General features: G+C 66.4%; 28 protein-coding genes. 21 read left to right on the forward strand and 7 right to left on the reverse strand.

Annotated elements, in window-relative coordinates; genetic code table 11:
- The first annotated feature begins 12 nt into the window (after positions 1–12).
- The 10 genes from KDW96_RS19590 to KDW96_RS19635 all read left to right on the forward strand — a co-directional run bounded on the left by KDW96_RS19590 (position 13) and on the right by KDW96_RS19635 (position 9,179).
- The gene (locus tag KDW96_RS19590) at positions 13–801 is read left to right on the forward strand and encodes a protein phosphatase CheZ (RefSeq protein WP_255837898.1); all 789 of its coding nucleotides are present in this window, start codon (positions 13–15) and stop codon (positions 799–801) included.
- Between the two features lie 10 nt (positions 802–811).
- Complete coding sequence (locus KDW96_RS19595) at positions 812–3,049, forward strand: chemotaxis protein CheA (RefSeq protein WP_255837899.1); 2,238 nt, start codon at positions 812–814, stop codon at positions 3,047–3,049.
- Positions 3,050–3,093: 44 nt separating this feature from the next.
- Positions 3,094–4,215, forward strand: a complete 1,122-nt coding sequence (locus KDW96_RS19600; RefSeq protein ID WP_255837900.1) for a protein-glutamate methylesterase/protein-glutamine glutaminase — start codon at positions 3,094–3,096, stop codon at positions 4,213–4,215.
- A 25-nt stretch (positions 4,216–4,240) separates the two neighbouring features.
- Positions 4,241–4,981: a flagellar motor protein gene (locus KDW96_RS19605; RefSeq protein ID WP_255837901.1), complete on the forward strand. Its 741-nt coding sequence runs from the start codon at positions 4,241–4,243 to the stop codon at positions 4,979–4,981.
- 12 nt (positions 4,982–4,993) lie between these two features.
- Complete coding sequence (gene motD / locus KDW96_RS19610; protein ID WP_255837902.1) at positions 4,994–5,863, forward strand: flagellar motor protein MotD; 870 nt, start codon at positions 4,994–4,996, stop codon at positions 5,861–5,863.
- 52 nt (positions 5,864–5,915) lie between these two features.
- A complete protein-coding gene (locus tag KDW96_RS19615; protein WP_255837903.1) occupies positions 5,916–6,704 on the forward strand; it encodes a ParA family protein in 789 nt (262 codons plus the stop codon).
- Positions 6,705–6,791: 87 nt separating this feature from the next.
- The gene (locus KDW96_RS19620) at positions 6,792–7,604 is read left to right on the forward strand and encodes a CheW domain-containing protein (protein ID WP_255837904.1); all 813 of its coding nucleotides are present in this window, start codon (positions 6,792–6,794) and stop codon (positions 7,602–7,604) included.
- A 100-nt stretch (positions 7,605–7,704) separates the two neighbouring features.
- On the forward strand, positions 7,705–8,184 hold the full coding sequence (locus tag KDW96_RS19625) for a chemotaxis protein CheW (RefSeq protein ID WP_255837905.1): 480 nt from the start codon (positions 7,705–7,707) through the stop codon (positions 8,182–8,184).
- 3 nt (positions 8,185–8,187) lie between these two features.
- The gene (locus KDW96_RS19630; protein ID WP_255837906.1) at positions 8,188–8,592 is read left to right on the forward strand and encodes a DUF2802 domain-containing protein; all 405 of its coding nucleotides are present in this window, start codon (positions 8,188–8,190) and stop codon (positions 8,590–8,592) included.
- Between the two features lie 143 nt (positions 8,593–8,735).
- Positions 8,736–9,179 (forward strand): rhodanese-like domain-containing protein, encoded by a 444-nt coding sequence (locus KDW96_RS19635; RefSeq protein ID WP_255837907.1) that lies wholly within the window; start codon positions 8,736–8,738, stop codon positions 9,177–9,179.
- Here the strand turns inward: KDW96_RS19635 and KDW96_RS19640 are convergent.
- Positions 9,160–9,486 carry an EscU/YscU/HrcU family type III secretion system export apparatus switch protein gene (locus tag KDW96_RS19640; RefSeq protein ID WP_255837908.1) on the reverse strand — a complete coding sequence of 109 codons (327 nt, stop codon included), beginning with the start codon at positions 9,484–9,486 and terminating at the stop codon, positions 9,160–9,162. The genes KDW96_RS19635 and KDW96_RS19640 overlap by 20 nt on opposite strands.
- Positions 9,483–11,027, reverse strand: coding sequence for a flagellar hook-length control protein FliK (fliK, locus tag KDW96_RS19645; RefSeq protein WP_255837909.1), 1,545 nt, complete (start codon positions 11,025–11,027; stop codon positions 9,483–9,485). The genes KDW96_RS19640 and fliK overlap by 4 nt, the downstream gene beginning before the upstream one ends.
- Positions 11,028–11,221: 194 nt before the next feature.
- On the opposite strand from fliK, the gene ccmA reads away from it, so the two are divergent.
- The 10 genes from ccmA to KDW96_RS19695 all read left to right on the forward strand — a co-directional run bounded on the left by ccmA (position 11,222) and on the right by KDW96_RS19695 (position 18,448).
- The gene (gene ccmA, locus KDW96_RS19650; protein WP_255840569.1) at positions 11,222–11,803 is read left to right on the forward strand and encodes a cytochrome c biogenesis heme-transporting ATPase CcmA; all 582 of its coding nucleotides are present in this window, start codon (positions 11,222–11,224) and stop codon (positions 11,801–11,803) included.
- Positions 11,800–12,471, forward strand: coding sequence for a heme exporter protein CcmB (gene ccmB, locus KDW96_RS19655; protein WP_255837910.1), 672 nt, complete (start codon positions 11,800–11,802; stop codon positions 12,469–12,471). The genes ccmA and ccmB overlap by 4 nt, the downstream gene beginning before the upstream one ends.
- An 80-nt stretch (positions 12,472–12,551) precedes the next feature.
- Entirely contained in the window at positions 12,552–13,307 is a 756-nt protein-coding gene (locus tag KDW96_RS19660) for a heme ABC transporter permease (protein WP_255837911.1), read from the forward strand.
- Positions 13,304–13,480, forward strand: a complete 177-nt coding sequence (gene ccmD / locus KDW96_RS19665) for a heme exporter protein CcmD (protein ID WP_255837912.1) — start codon at positions 13,304–13,306, stop codon at positions 13,478–13,480. The genes KDW96_RS19660 and ccmD overlap by 4 nt, the downstream gene beginning before the upstream one ends.
- Positions 13,477–13,944 carry a cytochrome c maturation protein CcmE gene (gene ccmE / locus KDW96_RS19670; protein WP_255837913.1) on the forward strand — a complete coding sequence of 156 codons (468 nt, stop codon included), beginning with the start codon at positions 13,477–13,479 and terminating at the stop codon, positions 13,942–13,944. The genes ccmD and ccmE overlap by 4 nt, the downstream gene beginning before the upstream one ends.
- Positions 13,941–15,914: a heme lyase CcmF/NrfE family subunit gene (locus KDW96_RS19675; protein ID WP_255837914.1), complete on the forward strand. Its 1,974-nt coding sequence runs from the start codon at positions 13,941–13,943 to the stop codon at positions 15,912–15,914. The genes ccmE and KDW96_RS19675 overlap by 4 nt, the downstream gene beginning before the upstream one ends.
- Positions 15,911–16,447: a DsbE family thiol:disulfide interchange protein gene (locus KDW96_RS19680; RefSeq protein WP_255837915.1), complete on the forward strand. Its 537-nt coding sequence runs from the start codon at positions 15,911–15,913 to the stop codon at positions 16,445–16,447. The genes KDW96_RS19675 and KDW96_RS19680 overlap by 4 nt, the downstream gene beginning before the upstream one ends.
- Positions 16,444–16,929, forward strand: coding sequence for a cytochrome c-type biogenesis protein (locus tag KDW96_RS19685; RefSeq protein WP_255837916.1), 486 nt, complete (start codon positions 16,444–16,446; stop codon positions 16,927–16,929). Before KDW96_RS19680 ends, KDW96_RS19685 begins: the two co-directional genes overlap by 4 nt.
- Entirely contained in the window at positions 16,926–18,131 is a 1,206-nt protein-coding gene (gene ccmI / locus KDW96_RS19690) for a c-type cytochrome biogenesis protein CcmI (RefSeq protein ID WP_255837917.1), read from the forward strand. The genes KDW96_RS19685 and ccmI overlap by 4 nt, the downstream gene beginning before the upstream one ends.
- Positions 18,128–18,448, forward strand: coding sequence for a hypothetical protein (locus tag KDW96_RS19695; RefSeq protein ID WP_255837918.1), 321 nt, complete (start codon positions 18,128–18,130; stop codon positions 18,446–18,448). Before ccmI ends, KDW96_RS19695 begins: the two co-directional genes overlap by 4 nt.
- 37 nt (positions 18,449–18,485) lie before the next feature.
- Here the strand turns inward: KDW96_RS19695 and KDW96_RS19700 are convergent, their stop codons facing one another.
- The 5 genes from KDW96_RS19700 to KDW96_RS19720 all read right to left on the reverse strand — a co-directional run bounded on the left by KDW96_RS19700 (position 18,486) and on the right by KDW96_RS19720 (position 22,589).
- Positions 18,486–19,340 (reverse strand): pirin family protein, encoded by an 855-nt coding sequence (locus KDW96_RS19700; protein WP_255837919.1) that lies wholly within the window; start codon positions 19,338–19,340, stop codon positions 18,486–18,488.
- Positions 19,341–19,436: 96 nt separating this feature from the next.
- Positions 19,437–19,880, reverse strand: a complete 444-nt coding sequence (locus tag KDW96_RS19705; RefSeq protein ID WP_255837920.1) for a MerR family transcriptional regulator — start codon at positions 19,878–19,880, stop codon at positions 19,437–19,439.
- Positions 19,881–19,951: 71 nt separating this feature from the next.
- On the reverse strand, positions 19,952–20,710 hold the full coding sequence (locus KDW96_RS19710) for an MlaA family lipoprotein (RefSeq protein ID WP_370295467.1): 759 nt from the start codon (positions 20,708–20,710) through the stop codon (positions 19,952–19,954).
- Positions 20,711–20,726: 16 nt separating this feature from the next.
- Positions 20,727–22,025, reverse strand: coding sequence for an alpha/beta fold hydrolase family protein (locus KDW96_RS19715; protein WP_255837921.1), 1,299 nt, complete (start codon positions 22,023–22,025; stop codon positions 20,727–20,729).
- A 75-nt stretch (positions 22,026–22,100) separates the two neighbouring features.
- On the reverse strand, positions 22,101–22,589 hold the full coding sequence (locus KDW96_RS19720; RefSeq protein ID WP_255837922.1) for a GNAT family N-acetyltransferase: 489 nt from the start codon (positions 22,587–22,589) through the stop codon (positions 22,101–22,103).
- Between the two features lie 234 nt (positions 22,590–22,823).
- On the opposite strand from KDW96_RS19720, the gene KDW96_RS19725 reads away from it, so the two are divergent.
- On the forward strand, positions 22,824–23,147 hold the full coding sequence (locus KDW96_RS19725; protein ID WP_255837923.1) for a ComEA family DNA-binding protein: 324 nt from the start codon (positions 22,824–22,826) through the stop codon (positions 23,145–23,147).
- The last annotated feature ends 29 nt before the right edge of the window (positions 23,148–23,176 follow it).

The raw sequence follows: 23,176 nt of genomic DNA on the forward strand, positions 1-23,176 counted from the left end.
CGCGAGGGCGCTATGGAACACGATGATTGCCAGAAGGACGACCTCGAGTCGACCCTGAAGTTAAACGCTCGCCAGTTGGTCGACAGCCTGGATCAAGGCAATTTTGGCGAAGCGGTGCAGCTGATCAATGAACTCAATAAAGCGCGCGACCGTGGTCTGTACCACGAAGTCGGCAAGCTGACGCGCGAATTGCACAACGCCATCGTCAACTTTCAGCTCGACCCGCGCATGCCCCATGCCAAGGAAGTCTCGCAGATCACCGATGCCACCGAACGGTTGAACTACGTGGTGACGATGACCGAGAAGGCGGCCAACCGGACCATGGACCTGGTCGAGCAGAGCGCGCCGCTGGTCAACGACCTCGGCAGCGAGGCGCAGAGCCTGAGCGCCGAGTGGGGACGCTTCATGCGTCGGGAAATGGGTGCCGAAGGCTTTCGCGAGCTGGCCAAGCGCATCGAGCTATTCCTCGCCCGCAGCGAGCGCGATGGCGCCAAGCTGTCGGAGCACCTCAACGACATCCTGCTCGCCCAGGACTTCCAGGACCTGACCGGTCAGGTGATCAAGCGGGTCACCCAGCTGGTCACCGAGGTGGAAAGCAACCTGCTGAAACTGGTGCTGATGGCCAGTCAGGTCGATCAGTTCGCCGGCATCCAGCACGACCATCAGGCGTTACGTGCCGAACAAATAAAACAAAAAGAGCCTTCCCATGGTGAAGGTCCGCAGATTAATGCCGATAAGCGTGAAGACGTCGCCGCAAGCCAGGATGACGTCGACGATCTGCTTTCCAGCTTAGGTTTTTAGGAGCACGTTTATGAGCTTCGGCGCCGATGAAGAGATCCTCCAGGACTTCCTGGTAGAGGCCGGCGAAATTCTCGACCAACTGTCAGAACAGTTGGTCGAGCTAGAGAGCCGCCCGGACGATATGAGCCTGCTCAACGCGATTTTTCGCGGCTTTCATACCGTCAAGGGTGGTGCCGGCTTCCTCCAGTTGAATGAACTGGTGGAGTGCTGCCATATCGCGGAGAACGTCTTCGACATTCTGCGCAAGGGTGAGCGGCGAGTCGACGCCGAACTGATGGATGTGGTGCTGGAAGCACTCGACGCGGTCAACGGCATGTTCGGTCAGGTGCGCGAGCGAGTCGAACCGACTCCGGCCAGCCAGGCGTTGCTGGCTGCCTTGGCCCGCCTGGCCGAGCCGGCCAGCGCGGACGAAGTCGCGGCGCCGGTTGTGGCGTCACGGGCTCCGGCCGAGCCGACCCCGCCCCCGGTTGCGGCGGCTCCGGCCGATATAACCGACAGCGAATTCGAGCAGTTGCTGGACTCCCTGCACGAGGCGCCGGCCGAGGCCGCCGTAGCGGTCACCTCTTCTGCCGTCGCCGATGAAATCACCGACGACGAGTTCGAGGCACTGCTCGACCAATTGCATGGCAAGGGGCAGTTCGTGGCCGCCGGTGCGAGCCAGCAAGTGCCGCTGGCGGCTGCGGTTGGCGCCGCCCCGGCGGTAACCTCCGACGAGATCACCGACGACGAGTTCGAGGCGCTGCTCGATCAGCTGCATGGCAAGGGGCAGTTCGTTCCGCCCGCCGTGACCAGTGTGGAAGAGACGGCGCCTGCCCCGGCTGTTGCCGAGGCGGCAGCGGGTGGCTCTGGCGGTGACGAGATCACCGACGATGAATTCGAGGCCCTGCTCGATCAGTTGCATGGCAAGGGCAAATTCACCGAGCCGAGCGCGCCGGCGCCAGCCCCGGCACCTGCTCCCGCCAAGGCAGCGGAGCCGGCGAAGGCCCTGGCCGCCGTCAAGGCGCCTGCCAAGGCCGAGCCGGTGAAGGCCGCGAGTCCGGTTGCGCCGGCTGCGGCCGAAAAGGTGGCGCCGGCCAGTGAGGCGGAGACCACCGTGCGGGTCGACACCGCGCGCCTGGACGAAATCATGAACATGGTCGGCGAACTGGTGCTGGTGCGTAACCGCCTGGTGCGCCTGGGCCTCAATAGCGGCGACGAGGCGATGTCCAAGGCCGTGTCGAATCTCGACGTGGTGACAGCGGACCTGCAGACAGCGGTGATGAAGACCCGCATGCAGCCGATCAAGAAGGTGTTCGGGCGCTTCCCGCGCCTGGTGCGCGACTTGGCGCGCAGCCTGAAGAAAGAGATCAACCTGGAACTGGTCGGCGAAGAAACCGATCTGGACAAGAACCTGGTCGAGGCCCTGGCCGACCCGCTGGTGCACCTGGTGCGCAACGCGGTCGATCACGGCATCGAGACTCCCGACGAGCGTGAAGCCGCCGGCAAGCCCCGTGGCGGCAAGGTGGTGCTGTCGGCCGAGCAGGAAGGCGACCATATCCTGCTGTCGATCTCCGACGACGGCAAGGGCATGGACGCCGACGTGCTGCGCGCCAAGGCGGTGGAAAAGGGCCTGCTGGACAAGGACGCGGCGGAGCGCCTCAACGAGTTCGAGTGCTACAACCTGATCTTTGCCCCGGGCTTCTCGACCAAGACCGAGATCTCCGACGTGTCCGGCCGCGGCGTCGGCATGGACGTGGTGAAGACCAAGATTTCCCAGCTCAACGGCACGGTCAACGTGTTCTCGGTCAAGGGCCAGGGCTCGAAGATCGTCATCAAGGTGCCGCTGACCCTGGCGATCATGCCGACCCTGATGGTGATGCTGGCCAACCAGGCGTTCGCCTTCCCGCTGGTCAACGTCAACGAGATCTTCCACCTCGACCTGTCGCGCACCAACGTGGTCGATGGTCAGGAAGTGGTGATCGTGCGCGACAAGGCCTTGCCGCTGTTCTACCTCAAGCGCTGGCTGGTGCGTGACGCCGCACACGAGGAGCAGGGCGAAGGCCATGTGGTGATTCTCACCGTCGGCAGCCAGCGCATCGGCTTCGTCGTCGATCAGTTGGTCGGCCAGGAGGAGGTGGTGATCAAACCGCTGGGCAAGATGCTCCAGGGCACTCCGGGCATGTCTGGCGCGACCATCACCGGCGATGGGCGAATCGCCCTGATTCTCGACGTGCCGAGCATGCTCAAACGTTATGCGCGGCGCATCTGATTGATTGGCGGCGGGGCCCTCGGCCGCGTCGCTTAGGAGTGTGTATGGTTGTCAAGGTACTGGTGGTGGACGACTCCGGCTTCTTCCGCCGGCGGGTATCGGAGATTCTCTCGGCCGATGCCAACATCAAGGTGATAGGCACCGCCACCAACGGTCGTGAAGCCATCGATCAGGCGTTGGCCCTGCGGCCGGACGTGATCACCATGGACTATGAAATGCCCATGATGGATGGCATCACCGCGGTGCGGAACATCATGCAACGCTGTCCGACCCCGGTGTTGATGTTTTCCTCTCTGACCCACGAGGGCGCACGGGTCACCCTCGACGCCCTGGATGCCGGGGCGGTGGATTTTCTGCCGAAGAACTTCGAGGACATCTCGCGCAACCCGGAGAAGGTCAGGCAGCTGCTCTGCGAGAAGGTGCACAGCATCGCCCGCAGCAACAGGCGCAGTGTCGGCGTGGTAGCGCCGGCGGCCTCCGCATCAGCCGCTACCGCCGCGCCGTCGAGGCCGACGACGCCAAGCGCGCTCGCGCGCCCGGCGCCATCGCCACACGCGACTGTGGCAGGCGGCACGCCGGCAGCCAGCGCGGCACCCAAGCGCAAGGCCTACAAGCTGGTCGCCATCGGCACCTCGACCGGTGGTCCGGTGGCCCTGCAGCGTGTGCTGACCCAGCTGCCGGCCAACTTTCCCGCGCCCATCGTGCTGATCCAGCACATGCCGGCGGCCTTTACCAAGGCCTTTGCCGAGCGCCTGGACAAGCTCTGCCGGATCAACGTGAAGGAGGCCGAGGATGGCGACCTGCTACGTCCCGGCATGGCGCTGCTGGCGCCTGGCGGCAAGCAGATGATGATCGACGGGCGCGGTGCGATCCGCATCCTGCCGGGTGACGAACGGCTGAACTACAAGCCCTGTGTGGACATCACCTTCGGCTCTGCGGCCAAGTCCTATCATGACAAGGTGCTGGCGGTGGTGCTCACCGGCATGGGCGCCGATGGTCGCGAGGGCGCGCGCCTGCTCAAGCAGGGCGGCAGCCAGGTGTGGGCACAGGACGAGGCCAGCTGCGTGATCTATGGCATGCCGATGGCGGTGGTCAAGGCCAACCTGGCCGACGCCGTCTACGGTCTCGAGGAGATTGCCAGGCACCTGACCGAGGCCTGCCTGTAATGAATATTGCCGCGAGTGCGTCCGCATGGATGTGCTGAGCCTCATCGGCGTCATCCTGGCGTTCGTCGCCATCCTGGGCGGCAACTACCTAGAGGGCGGGCATGCGGCGGCCCTGCTCAACGGCCCGGCGGCGCTGATCGTGATCGGCGGCACCCTGGGCGCGGCATTCCTGCAGGCGCCGGTCAGCGTGTTCAAGCGGGCCCTGGTGATACTGCGCTGGATCTTCTTTCCGCCACGGGTCGATCTGGCCGGCGGTGTCAATCATGTCGTCGGCTGGAGCATGACGGCGCGCAAGGAGGGCCTGCTTGGCCTGGAAGCGCTGGCCGACGCGGAGATCGACCCCTATGCGCGCAAGGGCCTGCAATTGCTGGTGGACGGCGCCGAGCCCGAGGCCATTCGCAGCATTCTCGAGGTCGACCTGTATACCCAGGAGGGCCGCGACATGCAGGCGGCCAAGGTGTACGAGAGCATGGGCGGCTATGCGCCGACCATCGGCATCATCGGTGCGGTGATGGGCCTGATCCACGTGATGGGCAACCTGGCCGACCCGAGCATGCTCGGCAGCGGTATCGCCGTGGCGTTCGTCGCTACAATCTACGGGGTGGGGTTCGCCAACCTGTTGCTGCTGCCGATCGGCAACAAGCTCAAGGCCGTGGCCCAGCGCCAGTCACGCTACCGCGAGATGCTGCTCGAAGGCATCCTGTCCATCGCCGAGGGCGAGAACCCGCGCTCCATCGAGCTGAAGCTGCAAGGCTTCATGGATTGACAGGGACGAGCCATGGCCCGCAGACGGCACCACGAAGAGCATGAAAACCACGAGCGCTGGCTGGTCTCCTATGCGGACTTCATCACCCTGCTGTTCGCCTTTTTCGTGGTGATGTACTCGATTTCCTCGATCAACGAGGGCAAGTACAAGGTGCTCTCGGACAGCCTGGTCGGGGTGTTCAACCAGCCCGAGCGCTCGCTCCAGCCGATTGCCGTGGGCGAGCAGCGCCTGAGCAGCAGTGCACCAGAGCCTGCGCTGTCCGATGAGGGCGGCGAGCAAGCGGCCGCCGATTCACTCAAGGACATCGCCGACAGCGTACGCGAGGCGTTCGGCGACCTGATCCAGGCCGAGCAGCTCAAGGTGCGCGGCAATGAGCTGTGGATCGAGATCGAACTCAGCTCCAGCCTGCTGTTTCCCAGTGGCGACGCCTTGCCGAACAATGCGGCGTTCACGATCATCGAAAAGGTTGCCAAAATCCTGGCGCCCTACGAAAACCCGGTGCATGTCGAGGGCTTCACCGACAACCTGCCGATCAAGACCCCGCAGTTTCCGACCAACTGGGAGCTGTCGGCGGCGCGCGCCGCGAGTATTGTGCGCATGCTGGCCATGGATGGGGTCAAACCACAGCGCCTGGCGTCGGTGGGCTATGGCGAGTTTCAGCCGGTGGCCGACAATGCCACGGCGGAAGGGCGGGCGCGCAATCGTCGGGTGGTGCTGGTGATTTCCCGCAACCTGGATGTCCGTCGCAGCGTTGCCGGGGTCGGCAGCGCCAATGCGCGACCCGATCCGGCATTGCAGCGTGCTGGCATGCAACCTGCAGCAACGCCTACAGCGCAGGCATCGCAAACCGGTGTCGTCAATTCCCCGTCGCCAGCCCCATGAGGGCGGCGCCTGTTCTCGGTCGGGCCCTGCCTGTACCGGGAGGATGAAGAAGATGAGAGTCTGGGCAGTAGCCAATCAAAAAGGTGGCGTCGGTAAGACCACCACCTCCATCGCCCTGGCCGGCCTGCTGGCCGATGCCGGCAAGCGCGTGGTCGTGGTCGACCTCGACCCCCACGGGTCGATGACCAGCTATTTCGGCCATGATCCGGATGCGCTGGAGCGCAGCACCTTCGACCTGTTCCTGCATCAGGGCAGTGTGCCCGCGGGCCTGCCGCAGCAGTTGCTGCTGCCGACCAGCCACGAGCGCATGTCGCTGCTGCCCTCGAGCACGGCCCTGGCCACCCTCGAACGGCAATCGCCGGGGCAGAACGGCCTGGGTCTGGTGATTGCCAAGAGCCTGGCCCAGTTGTGGCAGGACTTCGATCATGCGGTGATCGACAGCCCGCCGCTGCTGGGCGTGCTGATGGTCAATGCCCTGGCGGCCAGCCAGCAGCTGGCGATCCCGGTGCAGACCGAGTTTCTCGCGGTGAAGGGGCTGGAACGCATGGTCAGCACGCTGACAATGATCAACCGCTCGCGCAAGCAGGCGCTGCCCTACACCATAGTGCCGACCCTGTTCGATCGCCGCACCCAGGCCTCGCTGAGCACCTTGCGCGTGTTGCGCAACAGTTACCCGGAAAACCTCTGGCCGGCCTACATCCCGGTCGACACCCGCTTGCGCGATGCCAGCCGCGCGGGGCTGACGCCTTCCCAGTTCGATCACAACAGCCGCGGCACCATTGCCTACCGTGCGCTGCTCAAGCACCTGCTGGGGCAGCAGCCGGCCGCGCAGGTGGCTTGAGATGTATGAAGATGCTGCGCAGAATCGCTCAAGTCTGCCGCGCCTGCGGCCGATAGGCTGTACAGGTCATTGTTGCGGATTTCATCTATGAGTCGTCCACTTGCCACCGCTTCGCGTCCCCAACTGGCCTTGCAGTCCTATCTGGACAGCTTGTTGCAGGAGGCTGCTATCGAGCTGGCCGAGAGCAGTGTCCTCGATGAGTTCCAGGCGGCCGTGCTGGAGGAGCAGGTGCGCGATGCCCGCCAGCTGCCTGTGCCGCCGCTCGCCCTGGTCGAACCGTTGCCCAGCACGCCCATGGAGCCGCCAGCGCCGCGCGAGGCCGAGGTCGTGGCCGAGGCGCCAGCGCAGCTGATCCAGCCGATCGCCGAATTGAATCGGCCCGCGCCACAGGCTCCGCGGCCGCCCCTGCTGCAGCTGGAGGGGCGGCCGGACTGGGCGCAGGAGCCGTTCGAGTGCCTGTTGTTCGATGTCGCCGGCCTGACGCTGGCAGTGCCGCTGGTGTGCCTGGGCTCGATCTATCCTTTGGCCGGCCAGGAGTTGACCCCCTTGTTCGGCCAGCCGGACTGGTTTCTCGGCATACTGCCGTGCCAGGCCGGCAACCTGAAGGTGCTGGATACCGCGCGCTGGGTCATGCCCGAGCGCTATCGCGACGATTTCCGCCAGGGCCTGCAGTACGTGATTTCCGTGGAGGGCTACGAGTGGGGGCTTGCGGTGCATCAGGTCAGCCGTTCGATCCGCCTGGACCCGGACGAGATCAAGTGGCGCGGCCAGCGTACCCAGCGGCCGTGGTTGGCCGGCACGGTGATCGAGCACATGTGCGCCCTGCTGGATGTGGCAGCCCTGGCCGAGCTTATCGCCAGTGGCGCGGCCAAGCGCATGGTCAATGGCCAGCTGCACTGATTGAACAGCGTCGGGCGCGCCGTGTGCGGGCCCGACAGATGATAACCAGCGGTTTGCTCCGCGCACGCCGCACCGCGCGGCTAATGACGAGGCTAGGGACATGAAGAAAAATTCCGCACAGGGTGCCGAAGATCCCATTCTGCAGTGGGTGACTTTCCGCCTGGACAACGAGACCTACGGCATCAACGTGATGCAGGTCCAGGAGGTGCTGCGCTACACCGAAATAGCCCCGGTGCCGGGCGCGCCGAGCTATGTGCTGGGCATCATCAACCTGCGCGGCAACGTGGTGACGGTCATCGACACCCGCCAGCGTTTCGGCCTGGACTCGGCGCCGGTGAGCGACAACACCCGCATCGTCATCATCGAGGCGGACAAGCAGGTGGTCGGCATCCTGGTCGACAGCGTGGCCGAGGTGGTCTACCTGCGGCAATCCGAGGTGGAGACCGCGCCGAATGTCGGCAACGACGAGTCGGCCAAGTTCATTCAGGGCGTGTGCAACAAGAACGGCGAGCTGCTGATTCTGGTCGAGCTGGACAAGATGATGAGCGAGGAAGAGTGGTCCGAGCTGGAGAGTATCTGAGTCATGCTCGGGGTCGCGCTGCTGGTGCTCGCACTGGTCTGTCTGGGACTGGTCGGCGCCTGCGTCTGGCTGGCCGCCCAACAGCGGCACGCGGCTCAGTTGCAGGTCGAGCGCGACGCGGCCCGTGATCAGCGGCTCAAGGAATTGAGCAAACGCCTGGATGCCTACCTCGCGGGCAGCGTGCGCATGGGTGAAGAGTTGCATGAGCTGCGCCGCATCGTCGCGCCGCTGCCGGACAAGCTGAACCAGATCGAGCAGCGTGACCCCAGCAGCCTGTCCTTTACCCAGGCGGCCCGCCTGGTCGGCCTGGGCGCCAGCGTCGACGACCTGACCCAGTCCTGCGGCCTGACCAAGGCCGAGGCGGAGCTGGTCAGCAAGCTGCATCGCGCCAAATCGCCGAAGCCCTGAGCTCCCCGCTCAATCGCTATGCACACCGTCTTGTTTAGCGCTGCTGGTTCTTAACTGGCGGTCCAGTCCGGTTTTTCGTTCCTAGCCTTAAAGTCCCGGCTACCTAAGCTAAAAGCTATGCATGTACGGCGGAGGTATTCGCGATGCGCGGCTTGCTGGTTGTCCTGCTGTGCGCGGTAGTCTGGCTGCCGGTTCAGGCTCGAGAGGCGCCCATGATCGTCGATGGGGCGATCACCATCAATGTGCTGCAGGCCAAGTACCTGTATGACCGCGGCGCGTTGTTCATCGATGTACGGCCGTCGCGGGAGTGGGGCTGGGGCCATGTGCGTGGCGCCGTTCACCTCGACCTGGCTGACCGCTTCGCCGCCCTGGCCATGTCCCACTGGCCTCGGCACATGCCGCTGGTGATCTACTGCGACAGCGAGGTCTGCCTGCGCAGCGCTCTGGCTTCGCACCTGGCGGTGACCTGGGGCTACGAGCGGGTGTTCTACTTTCGTGGCGGCTATTTCGCCTGGCAGCTGTTCGACTTCCCCCTGGGCAAGGGCCAGGAGCGCGAAGCGGTGGCGATCAGCGAGGAGGGCCACTGAGCAAGGGGCGCGGCGGCGTCGTGTCGCGCTCCTGGCCAAAGCCCGGCGGGCATTTGCCCTTCAGGTACCAGGCAAAGGCGATGATCTCGGCGATGCATCGATAGAGTTGCTCGGGAATCGCCTCGCCCAGTTCAAGGCGTGCCAGCAGGCTTACCAGGTCGGCGTTCTCATAGATCGGCACTTCATGCTCGCGGGCGATCGCCAGGATCGCTTCGGCCAGTTCGTCATCGCCCTTGGCGCTGAGGGTCGGGGCGTTCTGCCCATCGTAGGTCAGGGCGATGGCTTGGCGAGGCGCTTGTCGTTTCATGCGGTTTCATCCACCCAGCGTTGTTCCAGGGACGTCCGAGGGCCCTGTGGCGGCGTGCCCTGGCTGCAGCTCAGCTCGCCGACCGCCAGGCCGGCGGCGGTCAGCCGCTCACGCAGCGTCTGCAGTTCGCTGTCGATCAGTGCGACGGTGCTGCCACGCTCGGCCCAGAGCCGACTGGACAGGCTGCCGCGGGCCAGCTGCGCCTGCACCTGCAACGGCCCCAGGGGGGCCAGGTCGAAGGCCAGCTCGACCCGCCAGAGCATTTCCTTGTGTTCGCCGGCCGAGTCCTTCTGCGGTTCGTCGCGCTGAATCTTTACCTGCAGCGGCACCAGTTCCTGCTGGTGGCGCATCGGTAGCTCCAGTTGCCAGGTCGTCAGCAGGTTGCCGTCTGGGCCGGTCTGGCTCTGCGCCAGGCTGGACAGCTGGTGGGTCTGCAGGCGCGCGATGGCCGCGGCGGCGAGCTTCAGCAGGGCCTCGAGGTCGGCCTCGCCTTCCATCGACTGCAGCAGGCGCGATGGCAGGGGAAAGCGCAGGGCTTGCTGGCGCGCGCCGGCCTGGCCGAGGTTGCCGAGGATGTCGCGGGCGAAGGCGGGCAGCGCCTGCGCCAGGGCGGCGCCGGCGTTGGCCGCGGTGAAGGGCGCGCCTGCCGGCAAGCCGGGCAGCAACTGGCTGACCAGGCGCAGCAGGTTGGCCTTGAGGTCGGCGGGCAGGGCGCCGCCCTGGCCACCGAGCAGCTTGCTTTCGAGAAACAGCCCGCTGTTTTCCAGCGCCTGGCCGAGGCCCTTGGCCGTGCTCAGCTGGCCGGCATCGGGCAGGGCGCCGAGCAGTTTGTCGATGCTGCCGCGCAGGCCATCGGGCAAGGCGTTCTGGTTTTGCACGCCCTGGAGGGCCTTGAGCAGGCCCTCCAGCGAGCCCTGGCGACTCTGCTGGCTGGTCAGTTGCTGGCTCAGCTCCAGCTGGTCAAGGCGTGTGTTCAAAGGCAGAAAGCTCAAGGCCTGGCTGCCCTTGACCTGGGCGCTGATCAGACTGCCCAGGGGCAGCGGCAGGGGAGTTTCCAGGGCCAGCTTGCTGCCGGCCAGCGGGGTGTTCAGCAGCTTGACCAGGACCTTGTACACCGCCTGCTGCGATTGCGCCTGGACCAGTTGCTCGCGGGCCACGACCTTGCCTTGCAGCAGGGTACCGAGGGGCAGCTGTTCGAGATCCAGGCTGGTCAGGGCCGCATCGCCGCCGGCCTTGAGGGCGACCGCCAGGCGGGTCTCCGACAGGGCGGTGACCGCCAGCGCGGTGCCCTGGGCCAAGGGGCGCGGACTGCTGGCCTGCAGGATGGTCTGCCGGCCGTTTTCCAGGGTCAGCTTGAGCAGCACCTGGAAGCTCTGCGCCGCCTCCTTGAGCGCGATCACCTCGGCCTGGGCCGTCTCGCCGCTGGCCAGCAGGCCCTGCAACGGTTGCAGCAGCTTGAGCGCCAGATCGCTGGCAGCGGCGCCGGGGCGGCCGCTGGGCGGTAGGGCTGAAACGGGACGGGCGCTGCCGATTTCGCTCATGGGCGGGTTACAACCTGTCAAATATGCCGACTGCGGGGGGCGGGGCATGGCATGTATAATGCCGCTCCGTCCAGGCCGGCGACACCTCAGTATAACGGCCGGGACACCGCCGACTTGAACCGCTATTAGGTGAGCATGCCTTGACCAGCCCCCTTCTCGAAGCCGTGGCGCTCGCCTGTGAGCGGGACTGGCGCATGCTCTTCGAGGATCTGGAGCTGCGTCTGCTGCCCGGCGAAATGCTCCAGGTCGCAGGCCCCAACGGCAGTGGCAAGACCAGTCTACTGCGTCTGCTCGCCGGATTGATGCAGCCTACCGCCGGCGAGATTCGCCTGAACGGGCGGCCGCTGTCCCGGCAACGCGTGGAGCTGGCGCGCAACCTGTTGTGGATCGGCCATGCCGCCGGCATCAAGGGCCTGCTCAGCGCCGAAGAGAACCTCGCCTGGCTCTGTGCCCTGCATCGCCCGGCTGGCCGCGAGGCCATCTGGCAGGCCCTGGAGGCGGTCGGCCTGCGCGGCTTCGAGGATGTGCCCTGTCATACCCTCTCGGCTGGCCAGCAGCGGCGCGTCGGCCTGGCCCGCCTGTATCTCGACGGGCCGCCGCTGTGGATTCTCGACGAGCCCTTCACCGCCCTGGACAAGGCCGCGGTCGCCCAGCTGGAGGCCCACCTGGCCGAACACTGCCGGCGCGGCGGTACGGTGGTGCTGACCACGCACCATAGCCTGGCGATCAAGCCCGCGGGCTATCGCGAGCTGGACCTGGGGCAGCGCGCCGCATGAGCAACGTATTCACTCTGCTGCTGGCCCGCGAAGCGCGCCTGCTGTTCCGCCGCCCGGCCGAACTGGCCAACCCGCTGGTGTTCTTCGCCATCGTGATTGCCCTGTTTCCCCTGGCCGTGGGCCCGGAGACCCAGTTGTTGCAGACCCTGTCGCCAGGGCTGGTGTGGGTGGCGGCCCTGCTCGCTGTGCTGCTGTCCCTGGACGGCCTGTTTCGCAGCGATTTCGAGGACGGCTCCCTGGAACAGTGGGTCCTTTCGCCGCACCCGTTGCCCCTTCTGGTGTTGGCCAAGGTGCTGGCACACTGGCTGTTCTCCGGCCTGGCTCTGGTGCTGCTGGCGCCGCTGCTGGCCCTGATGCTCGGCCTGCCGGGGCGCTGCCTGCCGGTGCTGCTGCTGTCGCTGTTGCTCGGCACGCCGGTGCTGAGCCTGCTTGGCGCGGTGGGCGCGGCGCTGACAGTCGGGCTCAAGCGTGGCGGTCTGTTGCTGGCGCTGCTGATCCTGCCGCTGTACATCCCGGTGCTGATCCTCGGCAGCGGCGCGCTGCAGGCCAGCCTGCAAGGGCTGCCCGCGCTCGGCCACCTGCTGTGGTTGGGCAGCCTCACCGCTTTGGCGGTGACCCTGACACCTTTTGCCATAGCCGCTGGTCTGACAATTAGCGTCGCCGAGTAGAGAATGGGCCGGATGGGCCAACGACTGCGCCGAGCCCGGATAGCCGCGGCAGTCGGCTGAACGAACTGATGAGTGACTCGATGAACTGGACGTGGTTTCACAAGCTGGGCTCGCCCAAGTGGTTTTACCAGATCAGCGGCCGCTGCTTGCCGTGGCTGGCGGTGGCCGCCGTGCTGCTGCTGAGCGTCGGCCTGGTCTGGGGCCTGGCCTTTGCGCCGCCGGATTACCAGCAGGGCAACAGCTTTCGCATCATCTATATCCACGTGCCGGCGGCCTTCCTCGCCCAGTCGATCTACCTGATGCTGGCGGTGGCCGGGGTGGTTGGCCTGGTGTGGAAGATGAAGCTGGCCGACATCGCCCTGCAGCAGGCGGCGCCGATCGGCGCCTGGATGACCGCGGTGGCCCTGGTCACCGGCGCCATCTGGGGCAAGCCGACCTGGGGCACCTACTGGGTGTGGGACGCGCGCCTGACCTCGATGCTGATCCTGCTGTTCCTGTATTTCGGGGTGATGGCCCTGGCCCAGGCCATCAGCAACCGCGACAGCGCGGCCAAGGCCTGCGCGGTGCTGGCCATAGTCGGGGTGATCAACATCCCGATCATCAAGTACTCGGTGGAGTGGTGGAACACCCTGCACCAGCCCGCCACCTTCAGCGTGGTGGAGAAGCCGGCCATGCCATTGGAAATGTGGCTGCCGCTGCTGATCATGGTGCTGGGTTTCTACTGCTTCTTCGGCGCCGTGCTGCTGCTGCGCATGCGCCTGGAGGTGCTCAAGCGCGAAGCCCGCAGCAGCTGGGCACGCAGCGAGATCCAGCAGCAGGTGGAGAAGGCCCTATGAGTTTCGCCTCGTTCGAGGAATTCATCGCCATGGGCAGCCATGGCGTCTATGTCTGGACCTGCTACGGCCTGAGCCTGGCGGTGCTGGCCCTGAACGTCGCGCTGCCGATCCTGGCGCGCCGCCGTTACCTGCAAGACGAGGCGCGTCGTCTGCGCCGGGAGGAGTTGAAGTGAACCCAGTCCGCAAGAAGCGCCTGTTCATCGTCCTGGCGATTCTCGCCGGCTTCGGCGTGGCCGTGGCCCTGGCCCTGACGGCGCTGCAGCAGAACATCAATCTGTTCTATTCGCCGACCCAGATCGCCAATGGCGAGGCGCCCCAGGGCACCCGCATCCGCGCCGGCGGCCTGGTGGAGGAGGGCTCGGTGCAGCGCTCCGCCGATTCGCTGGAGACCGCCTTCGTGGTCACCGACGGGGCCAAGAGCGTGACCATCCGCTACAGCGGCATCCTCCCGGACCTGTTCCGCGAGGGGCAGGGCATAGTCGCCATGGGCAAGCTGGGCGCCGACGGTGTGCTGGTCGCCGACGAGGTGCTGGCCAAGCACGACGAGAACTACATGCCGCCGGAGGTCATGCAGGCCCTGGAACAGAGCGGCATGAAGCAACAGCATGACGCAGCCCAAGCGGGAGGTACGCAATGATTCCCGAACTCGGTCACCTGGCGATGATCCTCGCCCTGTGCATGAGCCTGGTGCAGGCCACGCTGCCGATGATCGGCGCCTGGCGCGGCGACCGGCAATGGATGAGCCTGGCCCAGCCGGCGGCCTGGGGCCAGTTCTCCTTCGTCGTCTTCGCCTTCCTCTGCCTGACCTACGCCTTCATGGTCGACGACTTCTCGGTCGCCTACGTGGCCGGCAACTCCAACAGTGCGCTGCCCTGGTACTTCAAGTTCAGTGCGGTGTGGGGCGCCCACGAGGGCTCGCTGCTGCTGTGGGCGCTGATCCTGGCCGGCTGGACCTTCGCCGTGTCGGTCTTCTCCCGCCAGCTGCCGGAAGAGATGCTCGCCCGGGTGCTCGGGGTCATGGGCATGATCAGCGTCGGCTTCCTGCTATTCCTGATCGTCACCTCCAACCCCTTCGCACGCCTGCTGCCCAACAGCCCGCTGGACGGCCGCGACCTCAACCCGCTGTTGCAGGACTTCGGCCTGATCATCCACCCGCCGATGCTCTACATGGGCTATGTCGGTTTCTCGGTGGCCTTCGCCTTCGCCATCGCCGCCTTGCTCGGCGGCAAGCTGGACGCGGCCTGGGCGCGCTGGTCGCGGCCCTGGACCATAGTCGCCTGGGCCTTCCTCGGCATCGGCATCGCCCTGGGCTCCTGGTGGGCCTACTACGAGCTGGGCTGGGGCGGCTGGTGGTTCTGGGACCCGGTGGAAAACGCCTCCTTCATGCCCTGGCTGGTCGGCACCGCGCTGATCCACTCCCTGGCGGTGACCGAGAAGCGCGGGGTGTTCAAGAGCTGGACCGTGCTGCTGGCCATCGCCGCCTTTTCCCTGAGCCTGCTGGGTACCTTCCTGGTGCGCTCCGGGGTGCTGACCTCGGTGCATGCCTTCGCCAGCGACCCGGAGCGCGGGGTGTTCATCCTGGCCTTCCTGCTGATGGTGGTCGGCGGCTCGCTGACCCTGTTCGCCATCCGCGCCCCGGTGGTCAAGAGCCAGGTCGGCTTCGCCCTGTGGTCGCGGGAGACCCTGCTGCTGGTGAACAACCTGATCCTGGTGGTCGCCGCGGCGATGATTTTGCTCGGCACCCTCTATCCCCTGGTGCTCGATGCCATGACCGGCGCCAAGCTGTCGGTCGGCCCGCCGTACTTCAACGCCCTGTTCGTGCCGCTGATGGGCCTGCTGATGAGCATGATCGCCCTCGGCGTCATCGTGCGCTGGAAGGATACGCCGCTGCAGTGGCTGCTGGGCATGCTCACTCCGGTGCTGCTGGGCAGCGTGGCCCTGGCCGTGCTGGCGACCCTGCTGGTCGGCGACTTCAACTGGGCGGTGCTGGGCGTCTGCCTGTTGGCGGCCTGGGTGGTGCTGGCCGGCCTGCGCGACATCCATGACAAGACCCGCCACAAGGGCTTTTTCCGCGGCCTGCCGGGCCTCACCCGCAGCTACTGGGGCATGCAGCTGGCGCATTGCGGCATGGCGGTCTGCGCCCTGGGGGTGATCCTCACCAGCATGGGCAGCTACGAGCGCGACCTGCGCATGGCCCCGGGCGATACGGTGGCCATCGGCGGCTACCAGTTCGTCTTCGAGGGCGCGGCGCACCGCGAGGGGCCGAATTTCACCGCGGACCGCGGCACGGTGCGGGTGCTGGAGGCGGGCGAGCAGATCGCCGTGCTGCACCCGGAGAAGCGCCTGTATACGGTGCAGCAGTCGGTGATGACCGAGGCCGGCATCGACGCCGGCTTGACCCGCGACTTGTTCGTCGCGCTGGGAGAGCCGCTGGAGAACGGCGCCTGGGCGGTGCGCGTGCATATCAAGCCGTTCGTCCGCTGGATCTGGCTCGGCGCCTTGCTGATGGGCCTGGGCGGCTTCCTCGCCGCCAGTGACAAACGCTATCGGATGAAAGTCAGGACCCGGGTGCGCGAAGCCCTGGGCACGGCGGGAGCTCAAGCATGAAACGACTGGTCCTGTTGTTGCCGCTGGCGATTTTCCTCGGCGTCGCGCTGTTTCTCTACCGTGGCCTGTTCCTCGACCCGTCCGAGCTGCCCTCGGCGCTGATCGGCAAGCCGTTCCCGGCCTTCTCCCTGCCGGCGGTGCAGGGCGACGCCACCCTGACCCGCGAAGACCTCAAGGGCAAGCCGGCCCTGGTCAACGTCTGGGCCACCTGGTGCGTGGCCTGTCGCGCCGAGCACCCGGTGCTGAACAAACTGGCCGAACTGGGCGTGACCATCCACGGGGTCAACTACAAGGACGACAACGCCGACGCGCTGAAGTGGCTCAAGGAGTTCCACGATCCCTACCAGCTCAACATCAACGATGCCCGCGGCTCCCTGGGCCTGGACCTGGGCGTCTACGGCGCGCCGGAGACCTTCCTGATCGACAAGCAGGGCATCATTCGCCACAAGTTCGTCGGGGTGATCGACGAGCGGGTCTGGCGCGAACAACTGGCGCCGCTGTACCAGCAGCTGGTCGATGAGGTGTCGCCATGAGGCGCCTGCTCGGCGCCGCGGTGCTGGGGCTGGCGCTGCTCGGCACCGCCCAGGCGGCCATCGACACTTACGAGTTCGCCAACGAGGCGGAGCGTCAGCGCTACCGCAGCCTGGTCGAGGAGCTGCGCTGCCCCAAGTGCCAGAACCAGAACATCGCCGACTCCGATGCGCCGATCGCCATGGACCTGCGGGCGGAAATCTACCGCATGCTCGAGGAAGGCCAGAGCGATGAGCAGATCATCGACTTCCTGGTCGCCCGCTACGGCGATTTCGTCCTCTACAAGCCGCCGGTCACGTCACGCACCCTGCTGCTCTGGTACGGCCCGGCCGGGCTGTTGCTCGCCGGCTTCGTGCTGCTCGGGGTGATCGTGCTGCGCCGTCGTGGCAAGTCGTCCACACAAGGGCAGGGCCTCTCCGACGCCGAGCGCCAGCGCCTCGACGCCCTGTTGAATCAAGCGCCCCTGGATAAGAAAGACCCATGATCGAATTCTGGCTGTCCGCCGGCCTGCTGCTGCTGGCCGCCCTGGCTTTTCTGCTGATACCGGTGCTGCGTGCCCGCAAGGTCCAGGCGGAGGAAGACCGCACCGCCCTCAACGTCACCCTCTACCAGGAACGCCTGCGGGAGCTGGAGGACGAACATGAGGCCGGCATTCTCACCGCGGCGCAGCTGCAGGCCGGCCGCGACGAGGCGGCGCGCGAACTGCTGGCCGACACCGAAGACGCGGCCAGCGGGGCCCGCACCGGCGTGCTGGGCGGCAAGGTGCCGCTGATCGCCGCGCTGCTGATGCCGCTGCTGGGCTACGGCCTGTACCTGAACTGGGGCGCCATTGACCAGGTCGAACGGGCCCAGGTGCTCGCCGAGCAGCCTAAGAGCATCGAGGAGATGACCGCGCGCCTCGAGGCGACGGTCAAGGACAACCCCGAGTCCGCCGAAGGCTGGTACTTCCTCGGCCGCACCTACATGGCCCAAGAGCGGGCCGGCGAGGCGGCCAAGGCGTTCGAGCGCGCGGTGGCCATTGTCGGGCGTGAGCCGGAGCTGCTCGGTCAGTGGGCCCAGGCCCTGTATTTCGCCGGCAACAAGCAGTGGACCGGCCAGATTCAGGGGCTTATCGATGAGGCCCTCAAGGCCGATGCGGCGGAGGTCACCAGCCTCGGCCTGTTGGGCATCGCCGCCTTCGAGGCCGGGCGCTACGCCGAGGCCATCGATCACTGGCAGCGGCTGGTGGCGGCCTTGCCGGAGCAGGACCCGTCGCGCCAGGCCATCGAGGGCGGGATTGCCCGCGCCCGCGAACGGCTCCAGTCAGCGGGCGAGGCGAAGGCCTCCGCCGCAGCGCCGGCGCAGCTAACCGTCAAGGTCGAGTTGGCGGCGGCGCTGCGCGAGCAGGTACAGCCGGGCGACAGCGTGTTCGTCTTCGCCCGCGCGGTGTCCGGGCCGCCGATGCCCCTGGCGGTCAAGCGCCTGACCGTCGCCGACCTGCCGGCCGAGGTCAGCTTGTCCGACAGCGACGCGATGATGCCGCAGCTCAAGCTCTCCGGTTTCGCCCAGGTGCAGCTGGTGGCGCGTGTATCCCGCAACGGCGACGCCACCGCCGGCGAATGGGTGGGCCGCAGCCAACCCCTGGCCAGCAGCAGCACCGAGCCGCAGCAACTGACCATCGACACGGCGGAGGGCCAGGGACAATGAGGCGCGCACTGCCGGTTATCGTGCTCCTCGGTCTGACGGCGCTCGCCGGCTGCGCGGTGCAGGGCCCTGCACCGATCAGCCAGGCGCCAATCGCCAAGGCCCATCCGCGCTATGCGCCGCCGCCTGGGGTACAGAGCCACTGGGACGGCAGCCTGGGGGTCTATGTGCTGGAGGGCGCGCGCGACCTGTATTACCGCGAGCGCACCTATTACCGCTGGAGCCAGGGCTGGAGCTGGGCCACCAGTCCCCAGGGACCGTGGCAGCCGACCGACAGCGGCGGGGTGCCGCCGGGGCTGTTTCGCCGCTATCTCCCTTGAGGGCAGCAGCCAAACTGCCGCCACTCGCCCGGGGTTGTCAGGCCAGCACGCCGTCGCGGTAGTCGCGTAGCGCCTGTTCGATCTCTTCGCGGCTGTTCATCACGAAGGGCCCGTACTGCACGATCGGCTCGCCCAGGGGCTTGCCGGCGATCAGCAGCACCCTGGCCCCCTTGCTGCTGCTCAGCTGCAACTGCCCCTCGTCGGACAGGCGCACCAGGCGTCCGGCAGAGACCGTCTTGGCGATGACACCTGGCAGCTCCAGCTCGCCTTCATACACATAGAGCAGGGCACGGTGACCGTCCGGCACGCGCGGGGCGACCTGGCCGCCGGCCGGCAGGTGCAGGTCGAACAGCTGCGGCTCGGTGTGCGGGCGCTGCACCGCGCCCGTCTGCCTGACCTGGCCATCGTCGAACTGGCCGGCGATCACCACCACCTGGACGCCGCCGGCAGTGGTCAGGCGAGGAATCTCGCTGGCGGCGATGTCGCGATAGCCGGGCACGCCAAGCTTGTCCTGGCTCGGCAGGTTCAGCCACAACTGGAAGCCGCGCAGCAGACCCTCCTCCTGTTCCGGCATCTCGCTGTGGATGATGCCGCGGGCGGCGGTCATCCACTGCACGCCGCCGCTTTCCAGCAGGCCCACGTTACCCAGGTGATCCTCATGGCGCATGCGTCCTGCGAGCATGTAGGTGATGGTCTCGAAGCCGCGGTGCGGGTGCGGCGGAAAACCGGCGATGTAGTCGTCCGGATTGTCCGAGCCGAACTCGTCGAACATCAGAAATGGATCGAATCGCTCGATTCCCGCGCCGCCGATCACCCGGGTCAAGCGAACCCCGGCACCGTCCGACGCCGGCTGGCCGGCTTGTATGGCGACAACACTGCGCATCTGACTCATCGGGCACCTCCTCGTAATGGAATGCCCCATGCTATGCCTGTAAATTGAATCAATGGGTGCGATTTTCGCAGTATTACTATCGATATATTCGATTTGTTAGTGGGCCGGGCAGGGCGTCGCCGGGCGGCTTTCGTCAGGCAGCTCGAAGTCCTCGATCAGCCGGCAAATGGCCTGGCCATCCGGCGCGCACTGGGGTTTTTCGGCCCATTCGCCGAGGGCGTCGGCCATCACCCGGGCCAGGCGCTGGCATTCGTCGATATGGGCCTGCAAGGCCTGCAGGCGTTCGCCGAGCAGCTCGCGTACCTCGCCACAGTGCTCGGCGCCGTTATCGGCGCGGGCGAGGATCAGCTGCACGTCCTTGAGGCTGAAGCCCAGGCGCCGGGCGCGGGCCACGAAGCGCAGGCGCTGCAGGTCGCGGCTCGAGTAGTTCTGGTAGCCGTTGTGCGGCTCGCGGCTGGGGCGCAGCAGGCCCAGGTCGGTGTAGTGGCGCACGGTCTCGGCGCTGACTTCGGCGGCTCTGGCCAGTTGGGCGACGCGCATGGGCGAACTCCTGAGAAGACGAGGCCGCGCCAGGTTACAACCCCGGTGCGGCCCCGGGGTCAAGCCCTGGGCTACTCGGCGATCTGCAACTTGCGCGCCTCGGTGTAGAAGTAGCGCAGTTTCTCGTACTCGAACGGGCTGTTGAGCTGGCCATAGCGGAAGTTGGTGGTCGCGCGTTCGTCGACCACCTTGAGCAGCGGGACTTCCGGGTGACTGCTGCTGACCGCGGCGACGTTGAGCAGATTGACGCTGCTGTCGACGTTGAAGTCCACCACCAGGCCGCCGGTGTCGCGCAGGTTGGAGGGGCCGAGCAGCGGCAGCATCAGGTAGGGACCGCCCGGCAGCCCGTAGAAGCCCAGCGTCTGGCCGAAGTCCTCGGACTGCTTGGGCAGCCCCATGCGGCTGGCCGGATCCCACAGCCCGGCCACCCCGAGGGTGGTGTTGAACAGCAGGCGTGCGGTGATCCGCATCGAGCGCTTGCCCTTGAACTGCAGCAGGCTGTTGAACAGGTTGGGGACATCGCCGAGGTTGCTGAAGAAGTTGCTGACCCCGGTCTCCAGCAGGTCCGGGGTGACGTAGCGGTAGCCGTCCACCAGCGGCAGGAACACCCACTCGTCGAAGCGGTAATTGAAGTGGTAGACCCGGCGGTTCCAGGACTCCAGCGGGTCATAGACATTCAGTGCGCCGAGGGTCGAGCGCTCGAACTCGCGCTGGTCCAGGCCGGGGTTGAATTCCAGGTGCTGCAGCGGTTCCTTGAAACCGTCGTCCAGCGCTTCGTGTTGGGCCTGGGCCTGGGCCAGGCCGGCGGTCAGCAGCAGGGCGGTTAGCAGTGCAAGGGCATGAGGCTTAGCCACGGAAGAACTCCAGCATGGCGTCGCTGTTGACGCGGTAGTTGAGGTTGCCGCAGTGCCCGCCCAGCGGGTAGACGGTCAGCCGTTCGCCCAGGGTGCGGCGCAGGAAGCCCAGGTCGCCACGGCCGAGAATCAGGTCGTCGGCGTTGTGCATCACGGCGATCTTGTCGCTGCCTTTCAGGTAGTCCTCCAGGGCGTAAAGGCTGACCTGGTCGACCATCTGGCTCAGGCTGCCGCCGTCATGGCGGGCCCGCCACATGGGGATCAGCTGTTCGGCGATGTAGCAGTCGAAGTTGCATTGCAGAGCGCGCTTGAAGTAGGGGGTGAGGCTGGTGCCTTCCCTGATCGGGTGGCCAACCGGGGTGATCAGGCCGCGGCGGTTGATCAGATCCGAGGTGAAGGCGATGTCGGCGGCCGAGAAGCGGAACACCGCGCCGATCAGCATGGCCATCTGTTCGTCGGACAGCTGTTCCTCGGAGTGCTGGAAGTCGTAGAGCATCGCCTCGTTGAGGTCGATGTGGCCCTTGGCCTGGAAGTAGCGGGTCAGCTTGCCGAGCATCAGCTCATAGAAGTTGGTGGTGCTGTCGATGCCCTCGACCCGGGTCTGCACCAGGCGATCGAGATTGCTGATCGAGGTGTAGACGTTGACCGGCGGATTGAGCAGCAGCACGCGCTTGAAGTTGAAGGCGCGACGGGTTTCGTCGAGATGGCTGACGAAGGCCGCCTGCAGGGCGCCCAGGCTGTAGCCGGTCAGGTGATACTCGCTGACCTGCAATTGCGGATGCTGGGCGCGCACCGCCTGCATTACCCGGTACAGGTCATCGGCATCGTCGCTGGAGAAGCCCGGCGTCGCGGAGCGCGAGGCGGCGGTCATGAAGTCGTAGCTGGTCGGCGAGGACAGCTGCACCACGTGGTAACCGGCGCCGTAGAACAGCTTCTTCAGGAACTCGCTGTGGTTGCTGGAGTAATGCGCGCCGGTGCCGGCGATGATGAAGATCAGTGGCGCTTCATTCCCCTGCTGGGCCAGGCGATAGCCCAGCTTGGTCACCGACCAGAAGTTCTCCGGCACCTCGAACTCGCGCTCCGGGCGCAGCCGGACCTTGTAGTCGGCCTGGTCGATGTCGCCGTTGGCCGGCAGGCTCGGGCGCAGCTCCGGCGGCGTGGTGACGATGGTCGCTTCGAAGGGGTTGCTCAGCGGATAGCCGTAGCTGCGCGGATCGACGTCGGCGGCCCACAAGGGCGCAGCGAGGAGCAGGCCGCCGAGCAGGACGGCGAGACGCGGGAAGAACGGCATGGTTGAGTTCCTGTGAGGGAGAACGCGCTAGATGAACACGGCCTGTATGACAACGCGAAACCGCTAGAGTGCCGGTCAGGCCGATTTTTCCGCCAGTGCCTGCAGCGCCGCGCCTGTCAGGCGATAGGGCGTCCACTCATCCATCGGCGTGGCGCCGAGGCGCTGGTAGAAGCCGATCGCCGGTTCGTTCCAGTCCAGCACGCCCCACTCCAGGCGGCCGCAGCCGCGTTCCAGCGCCAGGGCCGCCAGGCGGGTGAGCAAGGCCTTGCCCAGGCCGGCGCCGCGTGCGGCGGGGCGTACGTAGAGGTCCTCGAGGTAGAGGCCGGGCTTGCCGAGGAAGGTCGAGAAATTGTGGAAGAACAGCGCGAAGCCGGCGGCTTCGCCGTCCACCTCACCGATCAGCACCTCGGCGTACGGGCGCGGACCGAACAGGTGCTCGGTCAGTTGCGCCGGGGTGGCGACCGCCTGGTCGCCAAGCTTCTCGTAGTCGGCCAGTTCGCCAATCAGGGCCAGGATCAGGTCGACGTCTTCGGGGCGGGCGGGGCGGATATGCAGGCGGGACATCAGCGTTCCTTGTGATGGTCGAATGGGCAGAGCATGACGCCTGGCGACTGGTTTCGGCAACCTCGGCGAGCGGGCTTGGCGTCGATCGGCCGCGCATGGGCCGGAGGCCCTGCACCATGGCCTGTAGCTGAGTTTGACAAGGCTCGGCGCGCAGCTAATTTGTAGGACGCGGAGCAAGGAAGTCCCGCGGCGGTCAGCGATGACCGACATCTCACTTACAGGGAGTTTTAGACGATGAATACACGCTATTTCGCTTCGTTGCTGCTGGCCGCGCTGGCCGCCGCCTCCATCTCCGTCTCCGCCGCCGAACCGGCAAAAGCGACGCCGGCCAAGCCCGACGCGGTGCAGGTCGCGGCGGTTGCCAAGGTCAATCTCAATACCGCCGATGCGCCGACCCTGGAGCGCGAGCTCAACGGCGTCGGTGAGGTGAAGGCCCAGGCCATCGTCGAGTACCGCGATGCCAATGGCCCGTTCGCCTCGGTCGATGAGCTGCTGGAGGTCAAGGGCATCGGCCAGGCCATTCTGGAGAAGAACCGCGACAAGCTCAGCGTCAACTGAGGCTCGCCGAGGGGCCTACAGGCCGGTCA

This window comes from Pseudomonas benzenivorans (genome assembly GCF_024397895.1).
Taxonomy (GTDB): Bacteria; Pseudomonadota; Gammaproteobacteria; order Pseudomonadales; family Pseudomonadaceae; genus Aquipseudomonas; species Aquipseudomonas benzenivorans_A.